Consider the following 21,677-nt stretch of genomic DNA (forward strand, 5'->3'; position numbering starts at 1 on the left):
GTCATGCGTCAGTGGCAGGTTGTGGCAGGGGCACTAGTGATGATGGGACTGGCCGGCTGTGAAAGCCTTCAGAACATGGCGGACAACTTCCCCGGCATGTCCAGCGAGGGTGCAATTGAAAGCGCCCCGCAGGAGGCCACCGTCCGGCGCGAGGTGCCTTTCCCGGCCGATACCTACGCAGCGCTCCCTAAAACCGGCACGGCCACCATCAAGGGGCGGCTGGCCTATCAGCTGACTTCGGGACAGACCGTCTACGGCGATCACGAGAAGGTCTCGATCGCGCCGGCCACCGAGTATTCGGCCGAGGCTGCCGACAAGGCGCTGTCCGGTCAGCGCGTCGAGCCGGCCGACCCGCGCGCGCAGGCATATACCCATATGGTGACCACCGACGGCAACGGCCATTTCACCGCCACCGGCATTCCGGCGGGCACCTTTTATGTCGCCGGCACCGTGGCGCTGCCCAATGGCCAGGGGCGCAGCCCGTTCATCCTCAAGCAGGTGCGGGTAAAGGAGGGCGGTTCAACCAGTGTGGATCTGAGTCGGTGACCCAATCTTGTCCTTCTCTCTTGAAAGCTTGATCAGCTTCTACCTTTATGAGCTATTATCAGATATTCCATAAATTATGATTTATCGCATAAGAGCCCATAATCATGAGACTGACGTATTTTCCTCGGCGTGCGCTGGCTGAAGAAATGATCAGTGCGCTGCTGGGGCGCAGCCTTTTCGGTGATGAACACAATGGTCTTTTTCTGGCAGCGCCGCGACGTACCGGAAAAACGACATTTCTGCGCAGCGACCTGACGCCAGCGCTTGAAGCCCAGGGCGTTGTGGTGGTCTACGTGGATCTCTGGTCCGATCAGCGTCAGAATCCGGCCGCCCTGATCAGTCGGGCCATTGCAGCCGTTATGGAGCGATACCGGTCTCAACTTGAAAAATTGATGTCACGCTCGGGAGTCACGGGTGTCGATCTCGGCGGATGGATCAGTTTCAAGCGCGCAGAATCCAGAGGAGAAATATCCGACAGTATCGCACTGTCAGAAGCTCTTGAAATGCTCATGGATGCAGCGGGTGCCCCCGTGGCGTTGATCATCGATGAAGCTCAGCAGGCGCTGACCAGCCCGGAAGGCGAGGCACTAATGGTCGCGCTGAAATCGGCACGAGATCAGCTCAACACTCCGGATGGCATTCGATTGATGCTGGTGATGTCAGGGTCGGATCGGGATAAGCTACTAAGACTGGTCAACTCACACGCCGCCCCTTTTTTTGGCTCACAGATCCGATCCATGCCATTGCTGGGCCAGGCGTTTGTGGATCATCTGGCCTCACTGATCGAAAAACATGGCAGTACAAGGGAAGCCGTCGACAGGAAGGTACTGGGAGAGGCCTTTGCTGCCTTTGGCTACCGCCCTCAGTATTTCATGTCTGCACTTAATAGTGCGCTGGGGCCCATGACAGAAATTGCGGGCTCCCCCGAGCAGGCGGTGCTGGAAGAGGCCATTGCCCAGCGTGAAGCCGACCGCAATGATATGGCTAACCTGTATCTCGGTCTGACGCCGCTACAACAGGCTGTCCTTTGGCGGCTGCTGGAGCAACAGTCGCGCTTTCGACCCTATGATGGTGCAGCGCTCGATTTCTACAGACGCATCATGGCGCAGTAGGGCGAGCCAATGGCGGTAACGCCGCAGAAGGTGCAAACGGCGCTTGAGGCATTGAGAGACCGTACACCGCCGCTGGTGTGGAAGTCTGCGCGAGGAGAGTATGCTGTTGAGGATGCCGGCATGTACGATTGGTATGCTGATCGCATGGCGCAGGAGCAATGGCCGCCTGCTTATCCGGCATTAGAGTAAAATATAAAAAAACCGGCGCCCGAAGGCGCCGGTTTTGGTCATGGGCTGTCATGGCTGACAGTCACCTATCAACGCATCAGCTCTTTTTGGAGAGCGTGGCGAGCGCGTCGTTGAGGATGCTGCTCGGACGCATGGCCTGGCCGGCCAGTTCGATGTCCGGGTGATAGTAGCCCTTGATCTCGACGGCCTTGCCCTGCACGCCGTTGAGCTCGTCGACGATCGCCTGCTCGTTGTTGCTGAGCGTTTCGTAAAGCTCGCCGAAGAGCTTCTGAAGTTCGGCGTCGTCATTCTGCTCGGCCAGTGCCTGGGCCCAGTAAAGCGCCAGATAGAAATGGCTGCCGCGGTTGTCCAGCTCACCGGTCTTGCGCTTGGGTGACTTGTCGCTGTCGAGGAACTCGCCGTTGGCACGGTCCAGGGCGTTGGCCAGCACGATGGCGCGCTGGTTATCAAACGTCTTGCCCAGGTGCTCGAGCGAGGCGGCCAGCGCCAGGAACTCACCGAGGGAGTCCCAGCGCAGGTGGTTTTCTTCCACCAGCTGCTGGACGTGTTTGGGTGCGGAGCCACCGGCGCCGGTTTCAAACAGACCACCGCCGTTCATCAGCGGCACGATCGAGAGCATCTTGGCACTGGTGCCCAGCTCCATGATCGGGAACAGGTCAGTAAGGTAGTCACGCAGTACGTTGCCGGTCACCGAGATAGTGTCCTCGCCGCGGCGCGTGCGCTCCAGGGTGTACTCCATCGCCTCGACCGGTGCCATGACCTGGATGTCCAGACCGCTGGTGTCGTGATCCTTCAGGTACTGTTCGACCTTTTTGATCATCTGCGCGTCGTGGGCACGCTCGACGTCCAGCCAGAAGATGGCCGGCGTCTGGCTGTCGCGGGCGCGGGTCACGGCCAGTTTTACCCAGTCCTGGATCGGTGCGTCTTTCGTCTGGCACATGCGCCAGATGTCTTCACGCTCGACCGCGTGCTCAAACAGCACGTTACCCGCGTCATCTGTGACGCGCACGGTGCCGTCGGCCGGGATCTGGAAGGTCTTGTCGTGGGAGCCGTACTCTTCGGCCTTTTGCGCCATCAGGCCGACATTGGGCACGCTGCCCATCGTGGTCGGATCGAAGGCGCCGTTTTTCTGGCACTCCTCGATGGTGGCCTGATAGATGCCGGCGTAGCAGCGATCCGGAATGACGGCCTTGGCATCGTGACGGGCGTCATCGGCGCCCCACATCTTGCCGGAGTCGCGAATCATTGCCGGCATGGAGGCATCGATGATGACGTCACTGGGCACGTGCAGGTTGGTGATGCCCTTGCTGGAGTCGACCATCGCCATCGACGGGCGCGCCTTGTAGAGCGCCTCGATGTCGGCCTTGATGGTGTCCTGCTGATCTGCCGGCAGCGTGGACAGCGCCGAGTAGAGGTCGCCCACGCCGCTGTTGGGGCTGAAGCCGGCCTTTTTGAGCGCCTCGCCGTGCTTTGCCAGCACGTCACGATAGAACTCGTCGACCGCGATGCCGAACATGATCGGGTCGGAGACCTTCATCATGGTGGCCTTGAGGTGCAGCGAGAACAGCACACCCTGCTTTTTGGCGTCCTCGATCTGCTCGCGGATAAAGGCGCGCAGGCCGCGGGCGCTCATGCTGGCGCCGTCGACTACTTCACCTTCGGTGACCGCAACCCCGTCCTTGAGCACGGTGGTGGTGCCATCGTTCTGGACCAGCTCGATCTTCAGGCTGCCGGCCTTGTCGATCACGGCGGATTTTTCACTGCCGTAGAAGTCACCCTCGCTCATGTGCGAAACGTGGGACTTCGAGTCTGACGACCACTCGCCCATGCGATGCGGGTATTTTTTGGCGTAGTTCTTGACCGATTTCGGCGCGCGGCGATCGGAGTTGCCTTCACGCAGCACCGGGTTGACCGCGCTGCCCTTGACGCGGTCAAAGCGGGCGCGGATGTCCTTGTCTTCATCGCTTTCCGGCGACTCGGGATAGTCGGGGATGGCGTAGCCCTGCCCCTGAAGTTCCTTGACCGCGGCCTTGAGCTGCGGCACCGAGGCGCTAATATTGGGCAGCTTGATGATGTTGGCTTCCGGCGTTTTGGCCAGATCGCCCAGTTCGGCCAGATGATCACCCATCTTCTGGTCGTCTTTCAGATAATCGGGGAACTGCGCCAGGATGCGTCCGGCCAGCGAAATGTCGCGGGTTTCGACGATGATGCCGGCTGAATCGGTAAAGGCATCGATGATGGGGAGCAGCGAATGGGTGGCCAGCGCAGGTGCTTCGTCGGTGAGGGTGTAGATGATTTTCGGCGTGTTGGACATCCTGGTATAAACCTCTCTTGTCACTGCGATTGCATGGAATACATGACGGTTGCATGAAGCTGGAGCGGTACGCAGTGGTCGTGCAAGGGCAGTCTATCGTCTGTCTTCGCACCCACTCGCCCGACGATGAATCTTGCCTGCGAAGCGCCCGGACCTCATGCGCATAATGCGTATGCATGAGCCAGCGATCCGATCCCGGCGAGTATAACAGCGCACCCTGCCGGGTGCATGACAAGGCCCCGTCCCGGCTGCGGTCCAAAAATAATGTATGTTATTCAAGTGGCTGATACCAAAGAATTTGTCGTCAGTGCTTGGATAATCGGCAGTGCTTTCTACGCTGAAGGGGTACTCATTCATTGCAGGAGGCAATATGAAAGCGACATGGATAGCACCCTTTGTTCTGGCCCTGGCCACCACCCCGGCACTGGCCGGCGAGCAGGCAGGTTCCACCGGGCAGGTCACCAACAGCACCAGCACCTCGTCTCAGCAGGGCGCCGGCGACGCCGGTCAGACCGGCCAGCAGCGCGGCAGTGAGACGGGCGCCAGTTCGACGCAGGGTCAGGGCAGCATGACCGACAGCATGAAACAAAAGGCGGGCGAAAAGGCCGGCCACGAAGTGGACAGGCACACGTCCAACGCCGGCAGCATGACCCAAAAGGCCGGTGAGAAGGCCAAACAGGGCATCGATCACCGCACCGGTTCCAACACCTCCGGCAACAGCACCATGGAACGTTCCAGCAGCAACACGACCGGCTCAGACAGCGCGGACACTTCCAGCGCCGAGAACACCAAAATCGCGCAGTAAACGCGCTGCGCTTTGCTGATCGCTGCGATAAAAGCGTCCCTGCCATGAGGCAGGGACGCTTTTTTATGTTCTGGCTTTGGCTCGTCTGAAGGCAATGGGCCGGGCCTGCACGCTCATGGCAGGCTCACGTTTCGCTGCTGAGTGACGGGGGCGCCGGCTTACACCATCAACGACAAAAAGCACAGGGAAGTCCATGGCCTTTCGCCTGCAGGATCAAAAACAGCGTCTCGGGAATCGGCTGGCGGCACTGATGGATCATCGAAGCGCGGTCTGGCTACTGTTTCTGGCCTCGATGCTTGAAACCCTGATCGTGCCGATCCCGATAGAGACAATCCTCATCCCCTGGATGGTGCTGCGCCCCGGGCGTCGCTGGCAGCTGGCCCTGGTGGCGCTGTCGGGCAACCTGCTGGCAGCCACCATCGGCTACGGGCTGGGCGTCTGGGCGATGGATCAGTTTGGTGATCAGCTGATTTCGCTGTTTGGCGGGCAGCAGGCGTTTAATGAGTTTGATCAACGCTTTAGCGACAACGGTTTTCTGGCCGTGCTGTCGATCGGCGTGATCCCCATCCCGTTTCAGATTGCCATGCTGGTGGCCGGCAGCACCGGCTACGCCTTTGTGCTGTTCATGCTCGCGGCGATGCTGGCCCGCGGAGGGCGCTATTTCGGTCTGGCGCTGCTGGTGCACTTTTTCGGCGACCGCGCGCTCAGGCTCTGGAAACGCCATGAGCGGACCATGCTGGTGCTGCTGTTCGTCGCGGTGGCGGGCTATCTGATCTGCAAGGGCGTCAGTCTGATGGGCGGCGGCTCGGCGTGAGCCGCCAGCCTGTCATTTACCAGTTCATGTTCCAGCCCAGTGAGAAGGTGCGTCCGCGCCCCTGAAACTCATAGAGTGCCTCGGGGCCATAGGCAGGCGCGTAGAAGATCGCCGCGCGCTGACCCCAGACGGTGGCGTACTGCTTATCCAGCAGATTATCGATGCCGGCCGTGAAGGTTCCGTAGTCGTCGGTACGCTGGCGGGCGATCACATCAAATGTCGTGAACCCATCGATCTCGTTGTCGCCGGCCGCGCCCAGATCGCTGGCATCGTCGGAAAGATCGAAGGCGTGATTGCCCTGCAGGCGCACGGAGCGATCATCGTCGGCCCACTCCACAAAGGCCGTGGCGCTGGACAGCGAGGCGTAGCGCGCATCGCGCCGGTGCCAGTCACCGTCATCACCGAGCTGCTCGGAGCGGGTCAGGTGGGCGTTGCCGCCGACTTCCCAGTGATCACCGATATAGCGGGAGGTGGCCGCCTCGATGCCGTAGTCGCGGCGCTTTTCATCGATGATGCTGGTGCCCAGCTGGTTGTCATTTTCCAGCGCCCGGTCCGACCAGGCGTAATAGAGCGCGACCTGGCTGTTCCAGGCGCGGCTGCGATAGCCCCAGCCCAGCTCGACCTGATCGGTCTTGATGCCCTCGACGGCGTTATCGCCGATATCGAACTGTGCACCGTCATAAACTGCGCCGACATTGGGCAGCTCAAACCCCTGGCTGTAGCTTGACCAGAAGCGATGGCCGCTGTCGTACTCCTGTACCACCCCCAGGTTATAGAGCGTGTTGCTGTAGCTGTTGCGACCGCCGCTGTTGCCATCGGGCGTGGCGTTATCAAAGCTGTCGACGTCCACATCGGCGTGTTCGTGGCGCACGCCGCCCTGGACCTTCAGCCGCTCGGTGGCCTGCCATTCAAGCTGGGCGTAGCCGGCAATGCCATCGACCGAGTAGTCCGGATAGCGCGGCCCGGTCCGGTCGGTGGCCAGGCGCAGGCCGCCGGTGGCATCGGCCGTGTCGCGATCAAAAAATGCCTGATCGGAGTTGAAGCGCTCGTGGTAGTAGTCGATGCCATAGGTCAAATCGAGATCATCGCGCAGCGCGGCCACGAACAGCGCTCGCGCCCCGCCCAGGTCGGTGCGCTGCTCGGAGGCGCGAAACTCGACGGCGGTGTTGTCATCCACGTAGTAGGGGAAGGGTGAGAAGGTGCTGTCTTCCTCGCGATAATACGCCTGAAAGTAGAAGTCCTGCTCCAGCAGATCGTTGTGGTGGTAGTTGGCGTTATAGAGCTTGCGCCGGGTGCGCGGGTCGCGGTCGGCATAGTAATTGCCGCGAATGTCGGCGTTGTCCAGGCGGCCCTCGGCCAGCTCAGGAAAGCGCACGCCGCGATCGCCTTCAAAGCCCGAGTCGTAGTGCTGGGCCAGAAGCGACAGGCTCTGGCTCTCGGCCAGGTCGATATCCACGCGGCCCATCACATCGATGGCGCGGTTGTCCTGCAGATCGGTCTGGGCCAGATCCGGAAAGATTTCCCGGTTGTTGCCATCGTAAAAGCGCCCGTTCTCCTCATAGGCCACGCTCAGTCGTCCGCGCACGCGCTCGCTGCCGCCGGCCACCGACTGGGCCACGCGCCGATCAAAATCACGATGGTTATTGAACCCGGAAGTGGCGCCGACCCGCGTTTCAAAATGCGGCCCACCCGCCTCGGGTGTTTTGGTCACGATATTGATGGTGCCGCCAGTGGCGTTGCCGCCATACAGGCTGTTGGCACCGGAAAGCACCTCGACGCGCTCGATATTGAACGGGTCGATCGAGTCGAACTGGCGCGACAGCCCGCGGGAGCTTGTCATCGACACACCATCGATCAGAATCTGGGGGCTGCGCCCGCGCAGGTTCTGGCCGTACTCGGTGCGCCCTTCCGGGGCGAAATCAAGCCCGGGAATCAGCTTGCCCAGTACCGTCTTTAGATCCTCGCCGGCCTGGGTGCGGCTTTCGATCTGCTCGCGATCGATGAGCCAGACAGCGCCGGGAATCTGGTCGGGTGAGGCCGGCGTTCGCGACCCGACCACCACCATCTCCTCCTGTGATTCGAACGTCGTGGCCCTGGTGGCCGGGCTGGTGGCGGTCGTTGTGGTGGCAGGCGTGGGCGCAGGCGCCTCGGCCGTAGCCGTCAGCGGGGTCAGCAGCAGGCTGGCCGACATCGCCACCGTCGTGACGACATGGGGTTGATAAGGCATCCGGGTTCCCGTGATCTCGTTGTTATGCGATTTTCCTGAGAATGCTTCTTGTTCAAAACGAGACGCTACCCCGGGGGCGGGACGGGCGACAACCCGACAGGGGCGATAGCGGGACGGCCTTCAGTTTGGCCCTGGCATGGTGGCCGCAGTCATCGGATCAGGGAGATCCTGACGACAAAAAGCCACCCTCTGAAGGGTGGCTTTCTGATGCCGGCAGTGCCGGTGAGTGCCGCGTGACAGATCGCGCTAACCGATGTCGTTTTGATCCAGCACGATCAGGCGATTGGGCAGCTCGTTACGCTCGTGAGTGGCGGGCACATGGGTTATCAGCAGTTTGCCGCAGGTCTCGACACAGTCGAGAAAGCCCTGCTGGGTCTGTCCGGCGCGTACCTTTTGGGTGAAGTCGGCCACGATGTCGGCCCAGACGGCGTTGTCCAGCCGGCGGGAGATGCCCTCATCCACCAGGATTTCGACGTAGCGCTCGGCTTCCGAGACGAAAATCAGGACCCCGGTGCCATCCTGCGTGTGGTGCAGGTTCTGCTCGAGAAACTGTCGTCGGGCGAGGTTGGCGGCGCGCCAGTAGCGCACATGTTTCGGGATCAGACGCGTGGTGATGCCGGGCAGTCGAAAGACCACCGCCAGCACCGCAAACAGAACCCACTGCGTGAGCAAAAGCGTCCAGCCGCCAAGCCATGCGGCGGCATCGAACCAGCCGGCGATGACGGCCAGTGCCCCGGGCAGAATCAGGGCGACAAGCCCGGCCCACAGCAGCGGAATGTAGGCGTAGTCGTCCGCCTGAGGGGCCAGCACCGTGACGATCTCGGCATCGGTGTCGCGCTCGATGCGAGCGATTGCCTCGCCCACCTCACGCTGTTCGCTCTCTTTTAGTAATGACATACCGCGTTATCCCTTTAGAGTCGTTACCAGCCGCCGGAAGCACCGCCGCCGCCGAAGCCGCCGCCACCGCCGCTGAAGCCACCGCCGCCGCCGAGACCACCACCGGAACGGCCACCGCCGCCCAGCATGCCGCCCAGCAGCATACCGCCCAGCAGGCCGCCGCCGCCGCGACCACCGCCGCGAACGATCATCAAGACGATGAACATCAGAATCGACAGCCAGATGCCGGCGCCGCCCAGCTCGTTGGACTCACCGTCAGCCCGTTCGCCGCGCTGCTCGCTCTGCGCCAGCGGGTCGCCGCCGAGCACCTGGATCATGGCCTGGCTGCCCTCGACGATGCCGCGGGCGAAGTCGCCGTCGCTGAAGGCGGGCGTGATGACCTGGTTGATGATGGCAGAAGACTGCGCATCGGTGAGGCGTCCTTCAAGGCCGTAGCCGACCTCGATGCGCACCTGGCGCTCATCGAGGGCCACGATCAAAAGCGCCCCATTGTCTTCGCCTTCCTGGCCGATGCCCCATTCGCGGCCCAGCTGATAGCCGTACTGCTCGATGGTCTCCCCGCCCAGATCGGGCAGCGTGACCACCACCACCTGTTCGCCGGTGGCCTCTTCATGGGCGGCCAGCGTGTCGGAGAGCTGCGTTTCGGTGGACGCGTCGAGCAGTTCGGCGTTGTCCACCACGCGCCCGGTCAGCTCGGGAAAATCGGGCGCGGCCTGGACGGCTGCCGTGCACAGCAGCAGTAAAAAACCGACGGTGAGCGAGCGTGTCAGTCGCATCAGGAAATCACCTGTTGTTTTAGAAGTTCACCCGAGGTGCCTGGTCTGCGTTTTCGGCAGTGGCCTCGAAGTTTTCACGAATCGGCAGGTCGCTGTACATGATCTTGTGCCAGATACTGCCCGGGAAGGTACGAATCTCGGTGTTGTAGGCCTCGACCGCCTGAATGAAGTCGCGACGGGCCACCGAAATCCGGTTTTCCGTGCCTTCCAGCTGGGACTGCAACGCCAGGAAATTCTGATTCGACTTCAGGTCCGGATAGCGCTCCGATACCGCCATCAGACGGCTCAGGGCACCGCTTAGCTCACCCTGTGCCTGCTGGAAGCGCTGAAACTGTTCGGGGTCGTTGAGCGTGTTTTCATCGACCTGAATCGAGGTGGCCTTCGAGCGCGCCTCGATCACCGCCGTGAGCGTTTCCTGCTCCTGATTGGCGTAGCCTTTCACCGTCTCGACCAGGTTCGGGACCAGATCGGCGCGACGCTGGTACTGGTTTTCGACCTGAGACCAGGCGGATTTCACCTTCTCATCGAGCGTCGGAATGTTGTTGACGCCGCAGCCGGACAGGGCCACACAAAGGCACAAAAGCGCCAGCCACTGCCAGTAAACGGGGCGCAGGCCAAGGCGGGAGGAAGATCGATCGCAATACATGGGCATGATTCGGGGTCTCGAACGGTCAGGCTTTGAGGGTGCTAAACGGATGGGCCACCACCGTGATGGCCCCTCGATGGTGTCAGTCTAGATGTCCCCGCGCCAATCGTCGTCGTTGATACGATGTCGGCGCCTGCACGCGACCAAAGCAGCACCTTAAAAAAGGGTGAACACTTCCGGCGCCCACTATGCTCAGTGCTGGCACGACTCATTGGAGCACACTGTCATGAAAACATCGCAACTCGCATTGTGGGGGCTGACTCTGGCGCTGGTGCCCATGCTGGCGCTGGCCTCGTCGCAGCCAGGAGAGGACGGCCCGGCCACCCTGCCGTCTCAATCGATGGAGGCACCTGACCAGAATGCCGGCGGCATGTCCCGCCAGGGCGGGGCCAGTGGCATGCAGGACCAGAGCGGCAACATGCAAAGGGATCGCCAGCAGCAGCTTCAGGACTCCCATGAAGCCTCCTCCGTGACCGACAGCACGCAGCGCCAACGTCAGGAAGACGGTGCCGGCACCATGAACGATGACCACACTACCCGGACCGGGCAGGGCACCGCCGATATCCCTGATCAGCGCACTCAGGATGATACCGCGCCGTAAATTGATCGATACACCTGCCTCATGAGCAAGGCGGGTGTCAAAGCCGGTATTTAGTTCCGAAAAGGGCAGGTCGGTGACTCTGCCGTTTGATGTAGGTCCGGCTGAAACCCATATCTGAACAAACTGACGATCGACTTCGGGGTCAGTACGGTAAGTACTGGCGCCACTTCAGAAATCGAAATCGCCTCGCCATAGCCATGAAATGACCAGGGGAGCAGATTCTCGCCTGCCACTACGAACGCAACACCGTTGCATTCAACAAACGTTCCGAAGGGCAGGGTTTTAACGCCTGCTTCAAACGTATTTTTGCCACCGTCGTGGGCAACACGTTCGGCATGCAGCACTTTATCCATTGCCGCGATGGAAGGCTTTTTCTCCGATATTGCTTCAGGGTTGGCAGCCAGCCACTTTGATTTGAACTCCCTGTAGCGCTTGTTTCGGCACGAGCCGCAAGGGCGGTGCCCTGCGGCAAAGGCTGTCGCCTCATCAAGGAAAAAAAGTTCGGAATAGGAGGTAGGAGAAAAGATCGTTCGCCGTATATCACCGTATTCAAGAGAACACGTCACCCAGGCCCTGCTTTTCCATGAGCGGATAATGTTCTTGCCTGCATCATGCAGTTGACCACGATTGCCAAGCAGGCTTCCGCGAGCCTTTGTGGACTGCAAACTGCCGAAAGGATCGACACGATTTTGTAGCGCCATGGGTTCTCCGAAAGAGCGCATGTGTGAAAGAGGATGATCGTGGCCGATTAAAGCGTTTAAGCCAATAACGATTGATGGCAGCTCCCATCCTTGCAGGTCAATCTGGTCGCGTGATGGATCTTCCCCGTGAAAAGATGATGCCGCAGCCATGCGGTTAGCGATCCAGGTCGTCTCGTTGCTTCAGCACTGTCACCCCGATCGCCAGTAAAATTACCGGCATCAGCAGCCAGAGGTTGAGCTGCTGCCAGCCAAGCCAGGCATTCAACGGCCCTGCCGCCAGCGCCGAAAGCGTGACCAGGCTGAACACCACGCAGTCGTTAAGAGCCTGCACCCGCGGGGCCTCCTCGGGCTGGTAGGTGGTCGTCAGCCAGGCGCTGGCGGGCACAAAGGTGAAGTTCCAGCCCAGACCCAGCAGCACCAGCCCCGCGCCAAAGGCGTAAAGTGCCGGCGTCAACAGCGCGCAGGCCACGCTCAGTGCCAGCAGGGCCGCCCCGGCCATGATCATGGCAACGTGGCCAAACCGTCGGATCAAATGCCCGGTAACAAAACTCGGCGCAAACATGGCCAGCACATGCATGCTGATCACCCGGGTCGTGGCCTCAAAATCGTGACCGTGATAGGCCATCGCCAGTGGCGTGGCGGTCATGGCCAGATTCATCACCGTATAGCCCAGCGCCGCGGCAACAATTGCAGCCGCCAGTCCGGGCCGGCGTAACAGCGTGATCAGTGATGCCGGTGCGGCCCGGGTGCCCCGAGCAACCGGATCGGTCAGGGCGAGGTTGGCCACAATGATAAGCGCGACAAAATACAGACCGGCAAGCCCCAGCAGGGTGCCCAGAAAGGGCGTTGGCAATAGATTGCGGGAGACGCCGGCAAGCCAGGGGCCGAACAGGGCCGCCAGCACCCCGCCGGCCATCACCATCGACAGGGCGCGGTCACGCTGGGCGGGCGCTGCATCCACTGCGGCGAAACGATAGAGCATCCCGGCACCAATGCTGGCCCCGATGGCAAAGGCGCCGAGATTGAAACCGGCAAAGTTTTCCCCCACCAGCGACAGTGCTGCCAGAGCGACACCGCCCAGCCCCACCAGGTTGGCCGTCATGAAGGTACGCCGCCGCCCAAAGCGCGCCGTCAGCCAGCCGGCGGGCAGGGTGGCGCAGGTTGTGCCCAGCATCTGGGCGGCTACCGGCAGGGTGATCCAGCCGTCACCCGGGGCCAGCCGCGCGCCGATCAGCGGAGTAATGGTGATCAGCATGATATTGCCGCTGACCAGCAGCGCCTGACACAGCGCCAGCCACCAGACCGTGGCGGGCAGCCGGGCTGGTTCGAGTCGTGCTGTCATGAGGCCACTCTCGAGCCGAAACGTGCCCGATAAAGAGAGGGCGGCAGGCCGAAGTGACGCTGAAACAGACGACGCATCTGCTCGCCACCACCCAGGCGACAGTGCTCGGCGATCAGGGCGGTTGAGGTGTCACTTTCCAGCAGCAGGCGCCGGGCGGCCTCCAGCCGCAGTCGGGTCAGAAAGGCACCCGGCGTCATCGCCAGTTCCTGACGAAACAGTCGCGCCAGATGGCGCGGGGTGACCGCCATTGTCTCGGCCATGGTATCGATTCGCCAGTCGGCGAGGGGCTCGGCGGTGACGCGATCCACCAGCCGGCGCAGCCGCCCCTGGCGGGTCATCTGCGCCTTCAATCCTTCGCTGAACTGCGCCTGACTGCCCGGGCGATGCAGAAACATCACCAGCTCCCGGGCAACCTCTCCTGCCAGGACCAGCCCATGATCCTTTGCCAGCAGCGAGAGAGCCAGGTCGATACCCGCCGTCACGCCGGCGCTGGTGTAGATGCCACCGCTTTCCAGATAAAGGGCATCCGGCTCGACCTTTACCTTCGGGAATTGCAGCGCCAGCGCCTCGGCATGGCGCCAGTGGGTGGTGGCGCGGCGGCCATCAAGCACTCCGGCACGCGCCAGGGCAAAGGCGCCGGAGCAGATCGCGCCCACGCGCGGGGTGATCGCAGCGCGCTGTGCAATGGTTTCGATGGTTTTCGCCTCAAGGGCATGGACGCCGGAGCCGCCAGCGACCAGCAGCGTATTGCCGGGTGGGGTCATGCCCAGCGCGTGCGTGGCCTGCAGGATCATGCCGGCGTTGGTGGTGACAGGGCCTGGCGATTCTGCCAGCAGGCGCAGCTGATAAAAGGCCTTGCCGGCCAGCTCATTGGCCGAGGCAAATACCTGCCAGGGGCCGCTGGCATCCAGCAGCTGACAGTTCGGGTAGACCAGTAGATCCAGGGTATGAGACATCGCCGACTTCTCGTAGAGAGATAGCACGAGTCTGCGACCGGTTGGCGATGTCGGCAACGACCCGTTGCCCACTGATTCGGACATTAATGGTCAAGCGTTGCGTCCAGGGCCTGTCTGGCCGCTCAGCTATCTGTCGCGTTATTTTACGGGCATGGCGCTACAGGCCGGGCTGGTACTGGGCTATGCTGGTAGTCATGAGCAGGAGATCGCCCGGGCCGGTGACTGGCTGGCACAGGCGTGGCGACGTCTTTAATGCTCGGTTTTTCAGCGTTAGGGGAGAGCATCATGGCCGGCGGCTGGACACGAGATGGCGCAGTACAGGATCAGATTGACGATACCGTGGAAGAGGGCGTGGCGCGGGCGCGCAGTCACCTGGTCAACCAGGGCGAGAGCCTGACGCACTGCGAAGAGTGTGAGGCGCCCATTCCCGAGCGTCGGCGCGAGCTGGTCCCCGGCGTTCGACTGTGTGTGAATTGCCAGGCCGAAGAGGATCGCCATACCAGCCGGACGTCAGGCTTTAACCGGCGCGGCAGCAAGGACAGTCAGCTGCGCTGACAGGGAATTTCATCAAGAGACCGGGCCGGCGTGCCCGGTTTTTTTCACATCTTACGCTTTTTGCTTATTTCGAGCATAAGGGCGTCGCGCTATGCTGGCGTCTCATCATCGAGCGCGAGGGAACGAGATGGCCACGTCACGCTGGGTCGGCGTCATGGCACTGTTGATCATGATCGCTGTTGTGGTGCCCTTTACGCTGCTGTCGCAGGTGCATGCCTGGTATGGCAGCTTTCTGCTCTGGAGCGTCATGGGCGTGTTGGTCATCGCGATCAATGCGCGGGTCACGCGTCACTTTCGAGCATCAGACAGGCACGGCCGGGGCGACCGGCATGAGTGAGTCGTTGATCTGGAGCGCGGTGGGGCTTTATCTGGTGGTGTCGCTTGTCGTGGCGTGGCGCTCGCGGCAGGGCCAGGGCACCGGCATGGCCGACTATTTTCTTGGCAATCGCCAGATGGGCGGGGTGGTCTCGGCCCTGAGTTACAGCGCGACCACCTACAGCGCCTTCATGATGGTGGGGCTGGCCGGGCTGACCTACGCCGGTGGTGTGGGAGCGCTGGGCTTCGAGATTCTCTACTTTGCCGGGGTGTCGCTGGTGGCGGTCTTTGGTCCGCGCTTCTGGGCGGTGGGACGCCACTTCGGCTTTGTCACGCCGGCGGAGATGCTGGGGCATCGCTACGAGAGCCGCGGCGTAAGCATTGCGGTGACGCTGACCAGCTGTCTGTTTCTGATTCCCTATGCCTCGGTGCAGCTGGCAGGCGTGGGCTATCTGCTCTCCGGCATGAGCGGTGGCGCCGTGTCGTTTACGACCGGTGTGGTCGTGGCCACGATTCTGGCAATTCTCTTCTCGCGCATTGCCGGCATGCGCTCGGTGGCCTGGACCGATTCGCTGCAGGCCCTTTTCATGATCGTGGCCTCGACGCTGGTGGCGCTTTTGGTCGTGCATGAACTGGGCGGGTTCGGCGTGCTTTTTGACCGGCTGGCCCGTGAGCATCCGCAGTCGCTGGTGGTGCCGGGCAACGGCGTATTCAGCCTGGTCAACTTTCTGGGGCTGACCCTGCCGTGGTTCTTTTTCAGCCTCTCCAATCCGCAGGTGAGTCAGCGCCTGTTCATGCCCCGGGATCTGGGTGCGATGCGGCGCATGCTGCTGGGGTTTCTGGTGTTCGGCCTTGTCTACACGCTGGTGTCGGTGCTGTGGGGCTTTTCGGCGCTGGTGGCCTTCCCGGCGCTTGAAAGTGCCGATCTCGCCACGCCCACGCTTCTGGCCTCCAGTCATGTGCCGCCGGTGCTGGGGGTCATCGTGATGGTGGGCATTCTGGCCGCGGCGGTATCGACGATTGATTCCATCATGCTGACGCTGGCCTCAATGATCGCTCGCGATATTCTGGCGCCTTCAACGGGGGAGGCCGGCGAGCAGGCTCAGCTCAGGCTGGGCAAATGGGTCATGCCCGTGATTGCGCTGATCGCGCTGGGCTTTGCCGAGCTGCGTCTGGATCTGATCGCGGTGCTGTCGGTGGCCTCCTCCAGCGGGCTGGTGGTGGCCGTACCCGCTATCGTGGGGGCGTTTTTCTGGTCTCGCGCCACGGCAAGCGGCGCACTGGTCAGTATTGTGGTCACCGGCGCACTGGTGCTGGCAGGGTTTGTCACCGGCATCAAACCGCTGGGTCTGCCGCCGGGGCTCTGGGGGTTGCCACTCGCGGCGCTTTTATACGTCGCGACAAGCCTTGTGACTCGCCCGCCCCGCCACGGCGAACGGTTTATGCAGATTGCCGCGGGCCGGGGGCAGGACGACGCCTGAAACGACAAGCGCCGCCTCAATGGGCGGCGCTATCAACGTGCTATCGCATGCGTCCATTGGACGGCGCGAATCAGGCGACCAGGCGGGTGCGAATCAGCCGCGTGACCAGCCAGGCGCGCAGCTGGGAGAGCTCGTCGGCGCAGAATTCGTTGCCCATGGCGTGGGCGTGATAGTCGACGCTATAGCCCATGCGGATAAACGCTTCACTGCGCTGACGGGCGGCCGCTTCACCGATGACCGGGTCCTGGCGACCGTGATGCATGGTGATCAGCAGATGCCGGTTGGCGTTATGGGTGGTGGACGGCATCGCGCCCAGCGCGGTGGAGAGCATCATCAGCCCACCCAGGCCCTTGCGATAGCCCAGAGCGGTGTGGGCGGCGATATCCGCGCCCTGACCGAAGCCGCCCAGAATGATGCGGCTGGCATCAATGCCGTCGGCCAGCGCGCTGTCGATGCGCATCTCGACCTGACGCACGGCGTCGACCATCTGCTGCTGGGCGTGGCCGCTGACAACCTCGCCGGGGGCGGCGTCATACCAGGCGCTGGCACGCGCGCCTTCACGGCATTCCAGCTGGCGAATCGGCGCGCCGGGCAGCACGAAGCGCACGGCGCTGTTGGCCGGCAGGGCGAGGGCATGGAACAGCGGTTCGAAGTCATAACCGCTGCCGCCCTGACCGTGCAGGAAAATGACGCAGGCATCCGCCGGACGACCGCTGGCGGGTTCGATGATCGAAGACTGGGCAAAGGACATGTCGACACCTTGGGAGACGATGAAAGCGATGTCCCAAGGATGACGCCGGCGCCGTCTCATATCCGTGCCGTAAAAGGCGATCAGCCCTGTCGGCGCCGTGTTTAAGCGCCCCGGCATGGCAGGCATGGGTTTTCTGATGCTTGGCATGAAAGCCATTGCCTGTCTTCCGGCGCCGCGCGGCTGAAGGCCGTCATCCGTACGGGCGGGAAGAGCTTATTGACCCAGCCGCGCCAGCAGCCACTCACGAATCGCCGGGACCTGATCGGCGCTGATGGTATGGGCCATCGGCCAGGTGCGGTACTCCACGTCGTAGCCCATGTCGGTCAGGCGCTGCGCGGCGCGCTGGGCGAGTGTCTCATCGACGATCGGGTCCTGGGTGCCGTGGTGGATCTCGATGGGCGTGTCGCGGTTGGCGGCGTCCGTGTCGATGCTTTCGGCGGTGGCAAAGTAGGTCGACATGGCCAGCACCCCGGCCAGCGGTTCGGGATAGGTCAGTGCCGCTTCATAGGCGACCGCGCCGCCCTGGGAGAAGCCGGCCAGCACGATGCGGCGGCTGTCGATGCCGCTGGCGATCTGCTCATCGATCAGACGTTGAATGCGCTTCGCCGAGTCCCTGAGCTGGTCTTCATCGATCTCGCGCTCCAGTGCCATGCTTGTGATGTCGTACCAGGCCGGCATGGCCATGCCGTTGTTGACGGTGACCGGCAGCACGGGGGCGTGGGGGGAGACAAAGCGCACCGCCAGATCGTCCGGCAGCGACAGCGCCGGGATGAGCGGGTCGAAATCGTGCGCGCTGGCGCCCAGTCCGTGCAGGATGATGACCACAGCGGTGGCCGGTGTCTGTTCGGGTTCGAAGATGACGGGGGGCTGTTCGCTCATGAAAGGTCCTGTGGGTCGGCAAGGGAATTACTGGATGGTGCGCGACAGCGGCGGGGCTGTCCATGGGCACTGGTGGCATCAAAGGGGATCGGCCAGGCTTGAAGGGCTGTCACTGATCACTTGAACGGGATACTGCCATGAAACCTCATACCCTCTGGACCATTGTGGGCACCGCGACGGCGGGCGTTACGGGCATACTGATGCGTCAGGCCATGAAAAAAAGCTTTCGCTACGGCGTTTTCGAGCCGCCCGTCAATCCCGATCGAGAGGATATCGAGTGGCGCCAGGCCATTTTGTGGGGCGCTGCCAGTGGCATGGTTGTAGGGGCGGCAAGGATCGTGGGGTGGAAGGTGGCCTCGGCCGGCTTGCGGCGGACCCGCCGGTCAAATCGCGGGCAGCGGCTGCTGGCGCGCATCGAGGACTGACACTTGAGGCGCCTGGGCGATGGCGCTGCCGGCTGACGACCCGAAGGGGCATCTCTTGAGCAGGCCGACACGGACGCCTTGAGCCGATGCACTCACAGGGTGTGTTCACGTGGCGCAGAGCGATTGCGCTGTTGTGTTTCGCATGCAATGATACTTTATAACATCCTCGGATGCCGGGCGGTTGTCCGCCCGGCATCCTGTCGTCATGGAATCACATCGTGTCTCGTCACTTATCTTCTATGGATGATTCGCCGGGCGCTGCACGCTCGCGCGATGATCATGTCATGCGCCGCTGCCGACGCTCCGTTCTGGCGTCTTCGGTGGGCTGGCGGCTGCTGCTGGCCGCCGTGGGTCTGGTCGGGCTCTGGACCATGGTGCACTGGGCGGTGGCCGTCCCATGAGTGGCCCGGACACTCGGGGCGCCCCCATTCATCTGGACAACCTGACAGTCACCTACCAGCGCCATCCGGCCGTGCATCACGTAACCGGCAGTTTCGAGGCCGGCAGTCTGACCGCCATCATCGGCCCCAACGGCGCCGGCAAGTCCACTCTGATCAAGGCGCTGACCGGCACCATGGCCGCCTCGGAAGGCCGCATCGACCGGGCCGGCATGGCGGCCAGCCGCTATGGCTATCTGCCCCAGGCCGCCGAGGTCGATCGCAGCTTCCCCTTGAGCGTGTTCGATACCGTGGCCATGGGGGACTGGCATCGCCTGGGCGTGTTTGGCGGCATGAAGCGCCGAGACGTCACCCGCGCGCTCGAGGCACTCGACAAGGTTGGGCTGAGTGGTTTCGAACAGCGCCGCATCAGCGAGCTCTCCTCCGGTCAGTTCCAGCGCGTGCTGTTTGCCCGGCTGCTGCTGCAGGATGCGCCGGTCATCTTGCTGGATGAACCCTTCAACGCCATCGATGAGCGCACCACCCGTGACCTGCTGGCGCTGATTCGTCACTGGCACGAGCACGGCCGCACCGTCATTGCGGTGCTGCACGACATGTCCCAGGTGCGTCAGTGCTTCCCGCAGACGCTTTTAATGGCCCGCGAGGCGATCGCCTGGGGGCCCACCGAGGAGGTGCTGCAGCCTCACAACCTGCGCCGCGCCAACATGATGGAAGAGTCCTGGCGCGAGGATGCCCATACCTGTGCCATTCATGAGGAGCAGGCATGAGCATTCTCACAACGGTCTATGACGCCACGCTCGCCCCCTTTGTCGATTTTGGCTTCATGCGCCGGGCACTGGTCGCCTGCATGGCGCTGGGGCTGGGGTCGGGTCCGGTGGGCGTTTTGTTGATGCTCAGACGCATGAGCCTGGTCGGTGATGCCATGAGCCACGCCGTGCTGCCGGGGGCCGCGGTCGGCTTTCTGGTCGCGGGGCTGTCGCTGCCGGCGATGGGGCTGGGTGGTCTGATCGTGGGATTGGCCGTGGCGCTGCTGTCGGGGCTTGTCAGCCGCACGACGGCGGTGCGGGAAGACGCAAGCTTTGCCAGTTTCTATCTCACCTCGCTGGCCGCGGGCGTGTTGATCGTCTCGCTAAAGGGCTCAAGCGTTGATCTGCTGCACGTGCTCTTTGGCACGATTCTGGCCATCGATCAGGACGCGCTCTATCTGATCGCCGGGATCTCCTCGCTGACGCTGATTCTGCTGGCGCTGATCTATCGACCGCTGGTCATGGAGTGCTTTGACCCGGGCTTTTTACGCGCCGTCGGCGGGCGCGGGCATCTCTACCACGTGCTCTTTTTGCTGCTGGTGGTGCTTAATCTGGTCGCCGGTTTTCAGTCGCTGGGCACGCTGATGGCGGTGGGGCTGATGATGCTGCCGGCCGTGGCGGCGCGGTTCTGGGCGGTGAGTCTGCCGGGCATGATGTTCAGCGCCATGCTGGTGGCCTTTCTGGCCGGCATCATCGGGCTCAATATCTCCTTTCATACCGGCGTGGCCTCGGGGCCGACGATTGTGCTCTCGGCCAGCGGGATCTATCTGCTGTCGTTTCTGTTCGGGCGGCTGGGCATCGTGCGCCAGCGGCTGTCACGGCCGCATCTGGCCGGGTAGGCTCTGTCTGAGAAGTGCCTGCGCTCGACAATACGGTGTTAAAAATTGGCTCAGAATACTCATTTACACCTCGTAAACTCCGTTTCTTCGCCAGTTTTTGCCTTGTCTTGTCTTCGCTCACCGACTTTTCAGACAGACCCTGGTCCGGCGTTTTCACTGTCAAAAGGAGAACAAGCATGAACGTCAGAATCTGGTGGGCCGGGGCTGCAATGCTGGCACTGTCACCGCTGTCGGCCGCGGTGGCGCAGGCCGCCGAGGTCAAGGCGGTGGCCTCTTTTACCATTCTGGCCGATGTGGTCAGTGAAGTCGGCGGTGACCGCGTTGAAGTCTCGAGTCTGATCGGCACCAACGGCGACCCGCACGCCTACGAGCCTACCCCCAGCGATGTGCGCCGGGTGCGCGACGCCGACGTGGTGTTCATGAGCGGGCTCGGCCTTGAAGGCTGGATGGGACGGCTGATCGCGACCTCCGGTTTCAAGGGGGCGCCGGTGGTGGTCTCCGAGAACATCCATACCCGCGAGATGGGTGACGAAGGCCACGACCACGGCGAGGGCCACGGTCACGGCGAGGGCCACGGTCACGGTGAGGGGCATGATCATGACGGTGACCACCATGCAGGTGATGACCACGGGCATGACGAGGCGCACGGCGGCGGCCATCACCACCATGACGGCCCCGATCCGCACGTCTGGAACAGCCCGGCCAATGTCGAAGTGTGGGTTGATAACATCGTGGCGGCGCTGTCCGAGGCGGACCCGGCCGGGGCTGACGCGTACCGTGCCAACGGCGATGCCTACAAGGAAGAGCTCGAGTCGCTGGATGACTACGCCCGCGAGCAGATCGAGGGCGTTCCCGAAGCACAGCGCCGGATCCTGACCTCCCATGACGCCTTCGGCTATTTCGGCGACCGCTATGGGGTGACCTTTCTATCACCGCTGGGGACGACCACCGACAGCGAGGCCTCGGCCCGCGATGTGGCTGCGCTGATCACCCAGATGAAGGAGGAACATATCGGCAGCTACTTCTTTGAAAACTCCAACGACCCGCGCCTGGTCGAGCAGATCGCCAATGCCGCCGGCGCCGAGCCGGGCGGCGAACTTTACGTGGAGGCGCTCTCCGATGCCGACGGCCCGGCCGCGACCTACGCCGAGATGTTTCGCTTCAACGTCGATCAGATGGTCCGCGCCATGAAGCAAAACGACTGATCCCGGCGTTTTGACCGGCGTGTTCAGGGCCCGGCCTCCGAAGGGAGCGCCGGGCCCTTGCGTTGGTGATGTTCTACCCTTTCCTGTTCGGACGGAT

24 protein-coding genes are annotated in these 21,677 nt (G+C 62.5%); 14 read left to right on the forward strand and 10 right to left on the reverse strand.

What is annotated here, in order from left to right:
* The first annotated feature begins 3 nt into the window (after positions 1–3).
* Both ACXMYO_RS15230 and ACXMYO_RS15235 read left to right on the forward strand, forming a co-directional pair.
* On the forward strand, positions 4–546 hold the full coding sequence (locus ACXMYO_RS15230) for a carboxypeptidase regulatory-like domain-containing protein (RefSeq protein WP_457809345.1): 543 nt from the start codon (positions 4–6) through the stop codon (positions 544–546).
* Positions 547–650: 104 nt separating this feature from the next.
* Entirely contained in the window at positions 651–1,658 is a 1,008-nt protein-coding gene (locus tag ACXMYO_RS15235) for a hypothetical protein (RefSeq protein WP_457809346.1), read from the forward strand.
* A 265-nt stretch (positions 1,659–1,923) separates the two neighbouring features.
* On the opposite strand, the gene ACXMYO_RS15240 is transcribed toward ACXMYO_RS15235, so the two are convergent.
* The gene (locus ACXMYO_RS15240; RefSeq protein WP_457809347.1) at positions 1,924–4,161 is read right to left on the reverse strand and encodes an NADP-dependent isocitrate dehydrogenase; all 2,238 of its coding nucleotides are present in this window, start codon (positions 4,159–4,161) and stop codon (positions 1,924–1,926) included.
* Positions 4,162–4,531: 370 nt separating this feature from the next.
* On the opposite strand from ACXMYO_RS15240, the gene ACXMYO_RS15245 reads away from it, so the two are divergent.
* Together ACXMYO_RS15245 and ACXMYO_RS15250 are read left to right on the forward strand one after the other, a co-directional pair.
* A complete protein-coding gene (locus tag ACXMYO_RS15245) occupies positions 4,532–4,966 on the forward strand; it encodes a hypothetical protein (protein WP_457809348.1) in 435 nt (144 codons plus the stop codon).
* Positions 4,967–5,159: 193 nt separating this feature from the next.
* On the forward strand, positions 5,160–5,780 hold the full coding sequence (locus ACXMYO_RS15250; RefSeq protein WP_457809349.1) for a YqaA family protein: 621 nt from the start codon (positions 5,160–5,162) through the stop codon (positions 5,778–5,780).
* Positions 5,781–5,796: 16 nt separating this feature from the next.
* On the opposite strand, the gene ACXMYO_RS15255 is transcribed toward ACXMYO_RS15250, so the two are convergent.
* The 4 genes from ACXMYO_RS15255 to ACXMYO_RS15270 all read right to left on the reverse strand — a co-directional run bounded on the left by ACXMYO_RS15255 (position 5,797) and on the right by ACXMYO_RS15270 (position 10,326).
* Positions 5,797–8,007, reverse strand: coding sequence for a TonB-dependent receptor (locus ACXMYO_RS15255; protein ID WP_457809350.1), 2,211 nt, complete (start codon positions 8,005–8,007; stop codon positions 5,797–5,799).
* 246 nt (positions 8,008–8,253) lie between these two features.
* Positions 8,254–8,904 (reverse strand): TPM domain-containing protein, encoded by a 651-nt coding sequence (locus ACXMYO_RS15260; protein ID WP_457809351.1) that lies wholly within the window; start codon positions 8,902–8,904, stop codon positions 8,254–8,256.
* A 23-nt stretch (positions 8,905–8,927) separates the two neighbouring features.
* Positions 8,928–9,680 carry a TPM domain-containing protein gene (locus ACXMYO_RS15265; RefSeq protein WP_457809352.1) on the reverse strand — a complete coding sequence of 251 codons (753 nt, stop codon included), beginning with the start codon at positions 9,678–9,680 and terminating at the stop codon, positions 8,928–8,930.
* Between the two features lie 19 nt (positions 9,681–9,699).
* On the reverse strand, positions 9,700–10,326 hold the full coding sequence (locus ACXMYO_RS15270) for a LemA family protein (protein WP_457809353.1): 627 nt from the start codon (positions 10,324–10,326) through the stop codon (positions 9,700–9,702).
* 226 nt (positions 10,327–10,552) lie between these two features.
* Here ACXMYO_RS15270 and ACXMYO_RS15275 point away from each other — a divergent pair, with 226 nt between their 5' ends.
* Positions 10,553–10,927, forward strand: a complete 375-nt coding sequence (locus ACXMYO_RS15275; protein ID WP_457809354.1) for a hypothetical protein — start codon at positions 10,553–10,555, stop codon at positions 10,925–10,927.
* Between the two features lie 50 nt (positions 10,928–10,977).
* Here ACXMYO_RS15275 and ACXMYO_RS15280 read toward each other — a convergent pair whose 3' ends face one another.
* The 3 genes from ACXMYO_RS15280 to ACXMYO_RS15290 are packed head-to-tail and all read right to left on the reverse strand — an operon-like array spanning position 10,978 to position 13,926.
* On the reverse strand, positions 10,978–11,778 hold the full coding sequence (locus tag ACXMYO_RS15280) for a hypothetical protein (RefSeq protein WP_457809355.1): 801 nt from the start codon (positions 11,776–11,778) through the stop codon (positions 10,978–10,980).
* 4 nt (positions 11,779–11,782) lie between these two features.
* Positions 11,783–12,970 (reverse strand): MFS transporter, encoded by a 1,188-nt coding sequence (locus tag ACXMYO_RS15285; RefSeq protein ID WP_457809356.1) that lies wholly within the window; start codon positions 12,968–12,970, stop codon positions 11,783–11,785.
* Positions 12,967–13,926 carry a GlxA family transcriptional regulator gene (locus ACXMYO_RS15290; protein WP_457809357.1) on the reverse strand — a complete coding sequence of 320 codons (960 nt, stop codon included), beginning with the start codon at positions 13,924–13,926 and terminating at the stop codon, positions 12,967–12,969. The genes ACXMYO_RS15285 and ACXMYO_RS15290 overlap by 4 nt, the downstream gene beginning before the upstream one ends.
* A 97-nt stretch (positions 13,927–14,023) precedes the next feature.
* Here ACXMYO_RS15290 and ACXMYO_RS15295 point away from each other — a divergent pair, with 97 nt between their 5' ends.
* From ACXMYO_RS15295 to ACXMYO_RS15310, 4 genes are all read left to right on the forward strand, one after another.
* Positions 14,024–14,179: a hypothetical protein gene (locus ACXMYO_RS15295; protein WP_457809358.1), complete on the forward strand. Its 156-nt coding sequence runs from the start codon at positions 14,024–14,026 to the stop codon at positions 14,177–14,179.
* Between the two features lie 32 nt (positions 14,180–14,211).
* Positions 14,212–14,481 carry a DksA/TraR family C4-type zinc finger protein gene (locus ACXMYO_RS15300; RefSeq protein WP_438768495.1) on the forward strand — a complete coding sequence of 90 codons (270 nt, stop codon included), beginning with the start codon at positions 14,212–14,214 and terminating at the stop codon, positions 14,479–14,481.
* A 127-nt stretch (positions 14,482–14,608) separates the two neighbouring features.
* Positions 14,609–14,818 (forward strand): hypothetical protein, encoded by a 210-nt coding sequence (locus ACXMYO_RS15305; protein WP_438765795.1) that lies wholly within the window; start codon positions 14,609–14,611, stop codon positions 14,816–14,818.
* On the forward strand, positions 14,811–16,277 hold the full coding sequence (locus ACXMYO_RS15310) for a sodium:solute symporter family protein (protein ID WP_457809359.1): 1,467 nt from the start codon (positions 14,811–14,813) through the stop codon (positions 16,275–16,277). The genes ACXMYO_RS15305 and ACXMYO_RS15310 overlap by 8 nt, the downstream gene beginning before the upstream one ends.
* A gap of 70 nt (positions 16,278–16,347) precedes the next feature.
* On the opposite strand, the gene ACXMYO_RS15315 is transcribed toward ACXMYO_RS15310, so the two are convergent.
* Together ACXMYO_RS15315 and ACXMYO_RS15320 are read right to left on the reverse strand one after the other, a co-directional pair.
* The gene (locus ACXMYO_RS15315; protein WP_438765797.1) at positions 16,348–17,028 is read right to left on the reverse strand and encodes an alpha/beta hydrolase; all 681 of its coding nucleotides are present in this window, start codon (positions 17,026–17,028) and stop codon (positions 16,348–16,350) included.
* Between the two features lie 213 nt (positions 17,029–17,241).
* A complete protein-coding gene (locus tag ACXMYO_RS15320) occupies positions 17,242–17,907 on the reverse strand; it encodes an alpha/beta hydrolase (RefSeq protein ID WP_457809360.1) in 666 nt (221 codons plus the stop codon).
* 137 nt (positions 17,908–18,044) lie between these two features.
* Here ACXMYO_RS15320 and ACXMYO_RS15325 point away from each other — a divergent pair, with 137 nt between their 5' ends.
* The 5 genes from ACXMYO_RS15325 to ACXMYO_RS15345 all read left to right on the forward strand — a co-directional run bounded on the left by ACXMYO_RS15325 (position 18,045) and on the right by ACXMYO_RS15345 (position 21,580).
* Positions 18,045–18,332: a DUF4235 domain-containing protein gene (locus ACXMYO_RS15325; RefSeq protein ID WP_457809361.1), complete on the forward strand. Its 288-nt coding sequence runs from the start codon at positions 18,045–18,047 to the stop codon at positions 18,330–18,332.
* A 218-nt stretch (positions 18,333–18,550) separates the two neighbouring features.
* Positions 18,551–18,733 carry a hypothetical protein gene (locus ACXMYO_RS15330; protein ID WP_438765805.1) on the forward strand — a complete coding sequence of 61 codons (183 nt, stop codon included), beginning with the start codon at positions 18,551–18,553 and terminating at the stop codon, positions 18,731–18,733.
* A complete protein-coding gene (locus tag ACXMYO_RS15335; RefSeq protein WP_457809362.1) occupies positions 18,730–19,497 on the forward strand; it encodes a metal ABC transporter ATP-binding protein in 768 nt (255 codons plus the stop codon). Before ACXMYO_RS15330 ends, ACXMYO_RS15335 begins: the two co-directional genes overlap by 4 nt.
* On the forward strand, positions 19,494–20,375 hold the full coding sequence (locus tag ACXMYO_RS15340) for a metal ABC transporter permease (RefSeq protein WP_457809363.1): 882 nt from the start codon (positions 19,494–19,496) through the stop codon (positions 20,373–20,375). The genes ACXMYO_RS15335 and ACXMYO_RS15340 overlap by 4 nt, the downstream gene beginning before the upstream one ends.
* A 176-nt stretch (positions 20,376–20,551) precedes the next feature.
* Positions 20,552–21,580 carry a metal ABC transporter solute-binding protein, Zn/Mn family gene (locus ACXMYO_RS15345; RefSeq protein ID WP_457809364.1) on the forward strand — a complete coding sequence of 343 codons (1,029 nt, stop codon included), beginning with the start codon at positions 20,552–20,554 and terminating at the stop codon, positions 21,578–21,580.
* Positions 21,581–21,677: the final 97 nt, after the last annotated feature.

The organism is Kushneria sp. EE4, from assembly GCF_977968315.1.

Excerpts from the sequence above, each read along its gene's own strand:
- ACXMYO_RS15345 (WP_457809364.1), top strand. The coding sequence starts at position 20,552 with ATGAACGTCAGAATCTGGTGGGCCGGGGCTGCAATGCTGGCACTGTCA.
- ACXMYO_RS15300 (WP_438768495.1), top strand. The coding sequence starts at position 14,212 with ATGGCCGGCGGCTGGACACGAGATGGCGCAGTACAGGATCAGATTGAC.
- ACXMYO_RS15310 (WP_457809359.1), top strand. The coding sequence starts at position 14,811 with ATGAGTGAGTCGTTGATCTGGAGCGCGGTGGGGCTTTATCTGGTGGTG.
- ACXMYO_RS15270 (WP_457809353.1), bottom strand. The coding sequence starts at position 10,326 with ATGTATTGCGATCGATCTTCCTCCCGCCTTGGCCTGCGCCCCGTTTAC.
- ACXMYO_RS15305 (WP_438765795.1), top strand. The coding sequence starts at position 14,609 with ATGGCCACGTCACGCTGGGTCGGCGTCATGGCACTGTTGATCATGATC.
- ACXMYO_RS15230 (WP_457809345.1), top strand. The coding sequence starts at position 4 with ATGCGTCAGTGGCAGGTTGTGGCAGGGGCACTAGTGATGATGGGACTG.
- ACXMYO_RS15335 (WP_457809362.1), top strand. The coding sequence starts at position 18,730 with ATGAGTGGCCCGGACACTCGGGGCGCCCCCATTCATCTGGACAACCTG.
- ACXMYO_RS15280 (WP_457809355.1), bottom strand. The coding sequence starts at position 11,778 with ATGGCTGCGGCATCATCTTTTCACGGGGAAGATCCATCACGCGACCAG.
- ACXMYO_RS15320 (WP_457809360.1), bottom strand. The coding sequence starts at position 17,907 with ATGAGCGAACAGCCCCCCGTCATCTTCGAACCCGAACAGACACCGGCC.
- ACXMYO_RS15290 (WP_457809357.1), bottom strand. The coding sequence starts at position 13,926 with ATGTCTCATACCCTGGATCTACTGGTCTACCCGAACTGTCAGCTGCTG.
- ACXMYO_RS15255 (WP_457809350.1), bottom strand. The coding sequence starts at position 8,007 with ATGCCTTATCAACCCCATGTCGTCACGACGGTGGCGATGTCGGCCAGC.
- ACXMYO_RS15245 (WP_457809348.1), top strand. The coding sequence starts at position 4,532 with ATGAAAGCGACATGGATAGCACCCTTTGTTCTGGCCCTGGCCACCACC.
- ACXMYO_RS15275 (WP_457809354.1), top strand. The coding sequence starts at position 10,553 with ATGAAAACATCGCAACTCGCATTGTGGGGGCTGACTCTGGCGCTGGTG.
- ACXMYO_RS15265 (WP_457809352.1), bottom strand. The coding sequence starts at position 9,680 with ATGCGACTGACACGCTCGCTCACCGTCGGTTTTTTACTGCTGCTGTGC.
- ACXMYO_RS15240 (WP_457809347.1), bottom strand. The coding sequence starts at position 4,161 with ATGTCCAACACGCCGAAAATCATCTACACCCTCACCGACGAAGCACCT.
- ACXMYO_RS15340 (WP_457809363.1), top strand. The coding sequence starts at position 19,494 with ATGAGCATTCTCACAACGGTCTATGACGCCACGCTCGCCCCCTTTGTC.
- ACXMYO_RS15315 (WP_438765797.1), bottom strand. The coding sequence starts at position 17,028 with ATGTCCTTTGCCCAGTCTTCGATCATCGAACCCGCCAGCGGTCGTCCG.
- ACXMYO_RS15285 (WP_457809356.1), bottom strand. The coding sequence starts at position 12,970 with ATGACAGCACGACTCGAACCAGCCCGGCTGCCCGCCACGGTCTGGTGG.
- ACXMYO_RS15250 (WP_457809349.1), top strand. The coding sequence starts at position 5,160 with ATGGCCTTTCGCCTGCAGGATCAAAAACAGCGTCTCGGGAATCGGCTG.
- ACXMYO_RS15260 (WP_457809351.1), bottom strand. The coding sequence starts at position 8,904 with ATGTCATTACTAAAAGAGAGCGAACAGCGTGAGGTGGGCGAGGCAATC.
- ACXMYO_RS15325 (WP_457809361.1), top strand. The coding sequence starts at position 18,045 with ATGAAACCTCATACCCTCTGGACCATTGTGGGCACCGCGACGGCGGGC.
- ACXMYO_RS15235 (WP_457809346.1), top strand. The coding sequence starts at position 651 with ATGAGACTGACGTATTTTCCTCGGCGTGCGCTGGCTGAAGAAATGATC.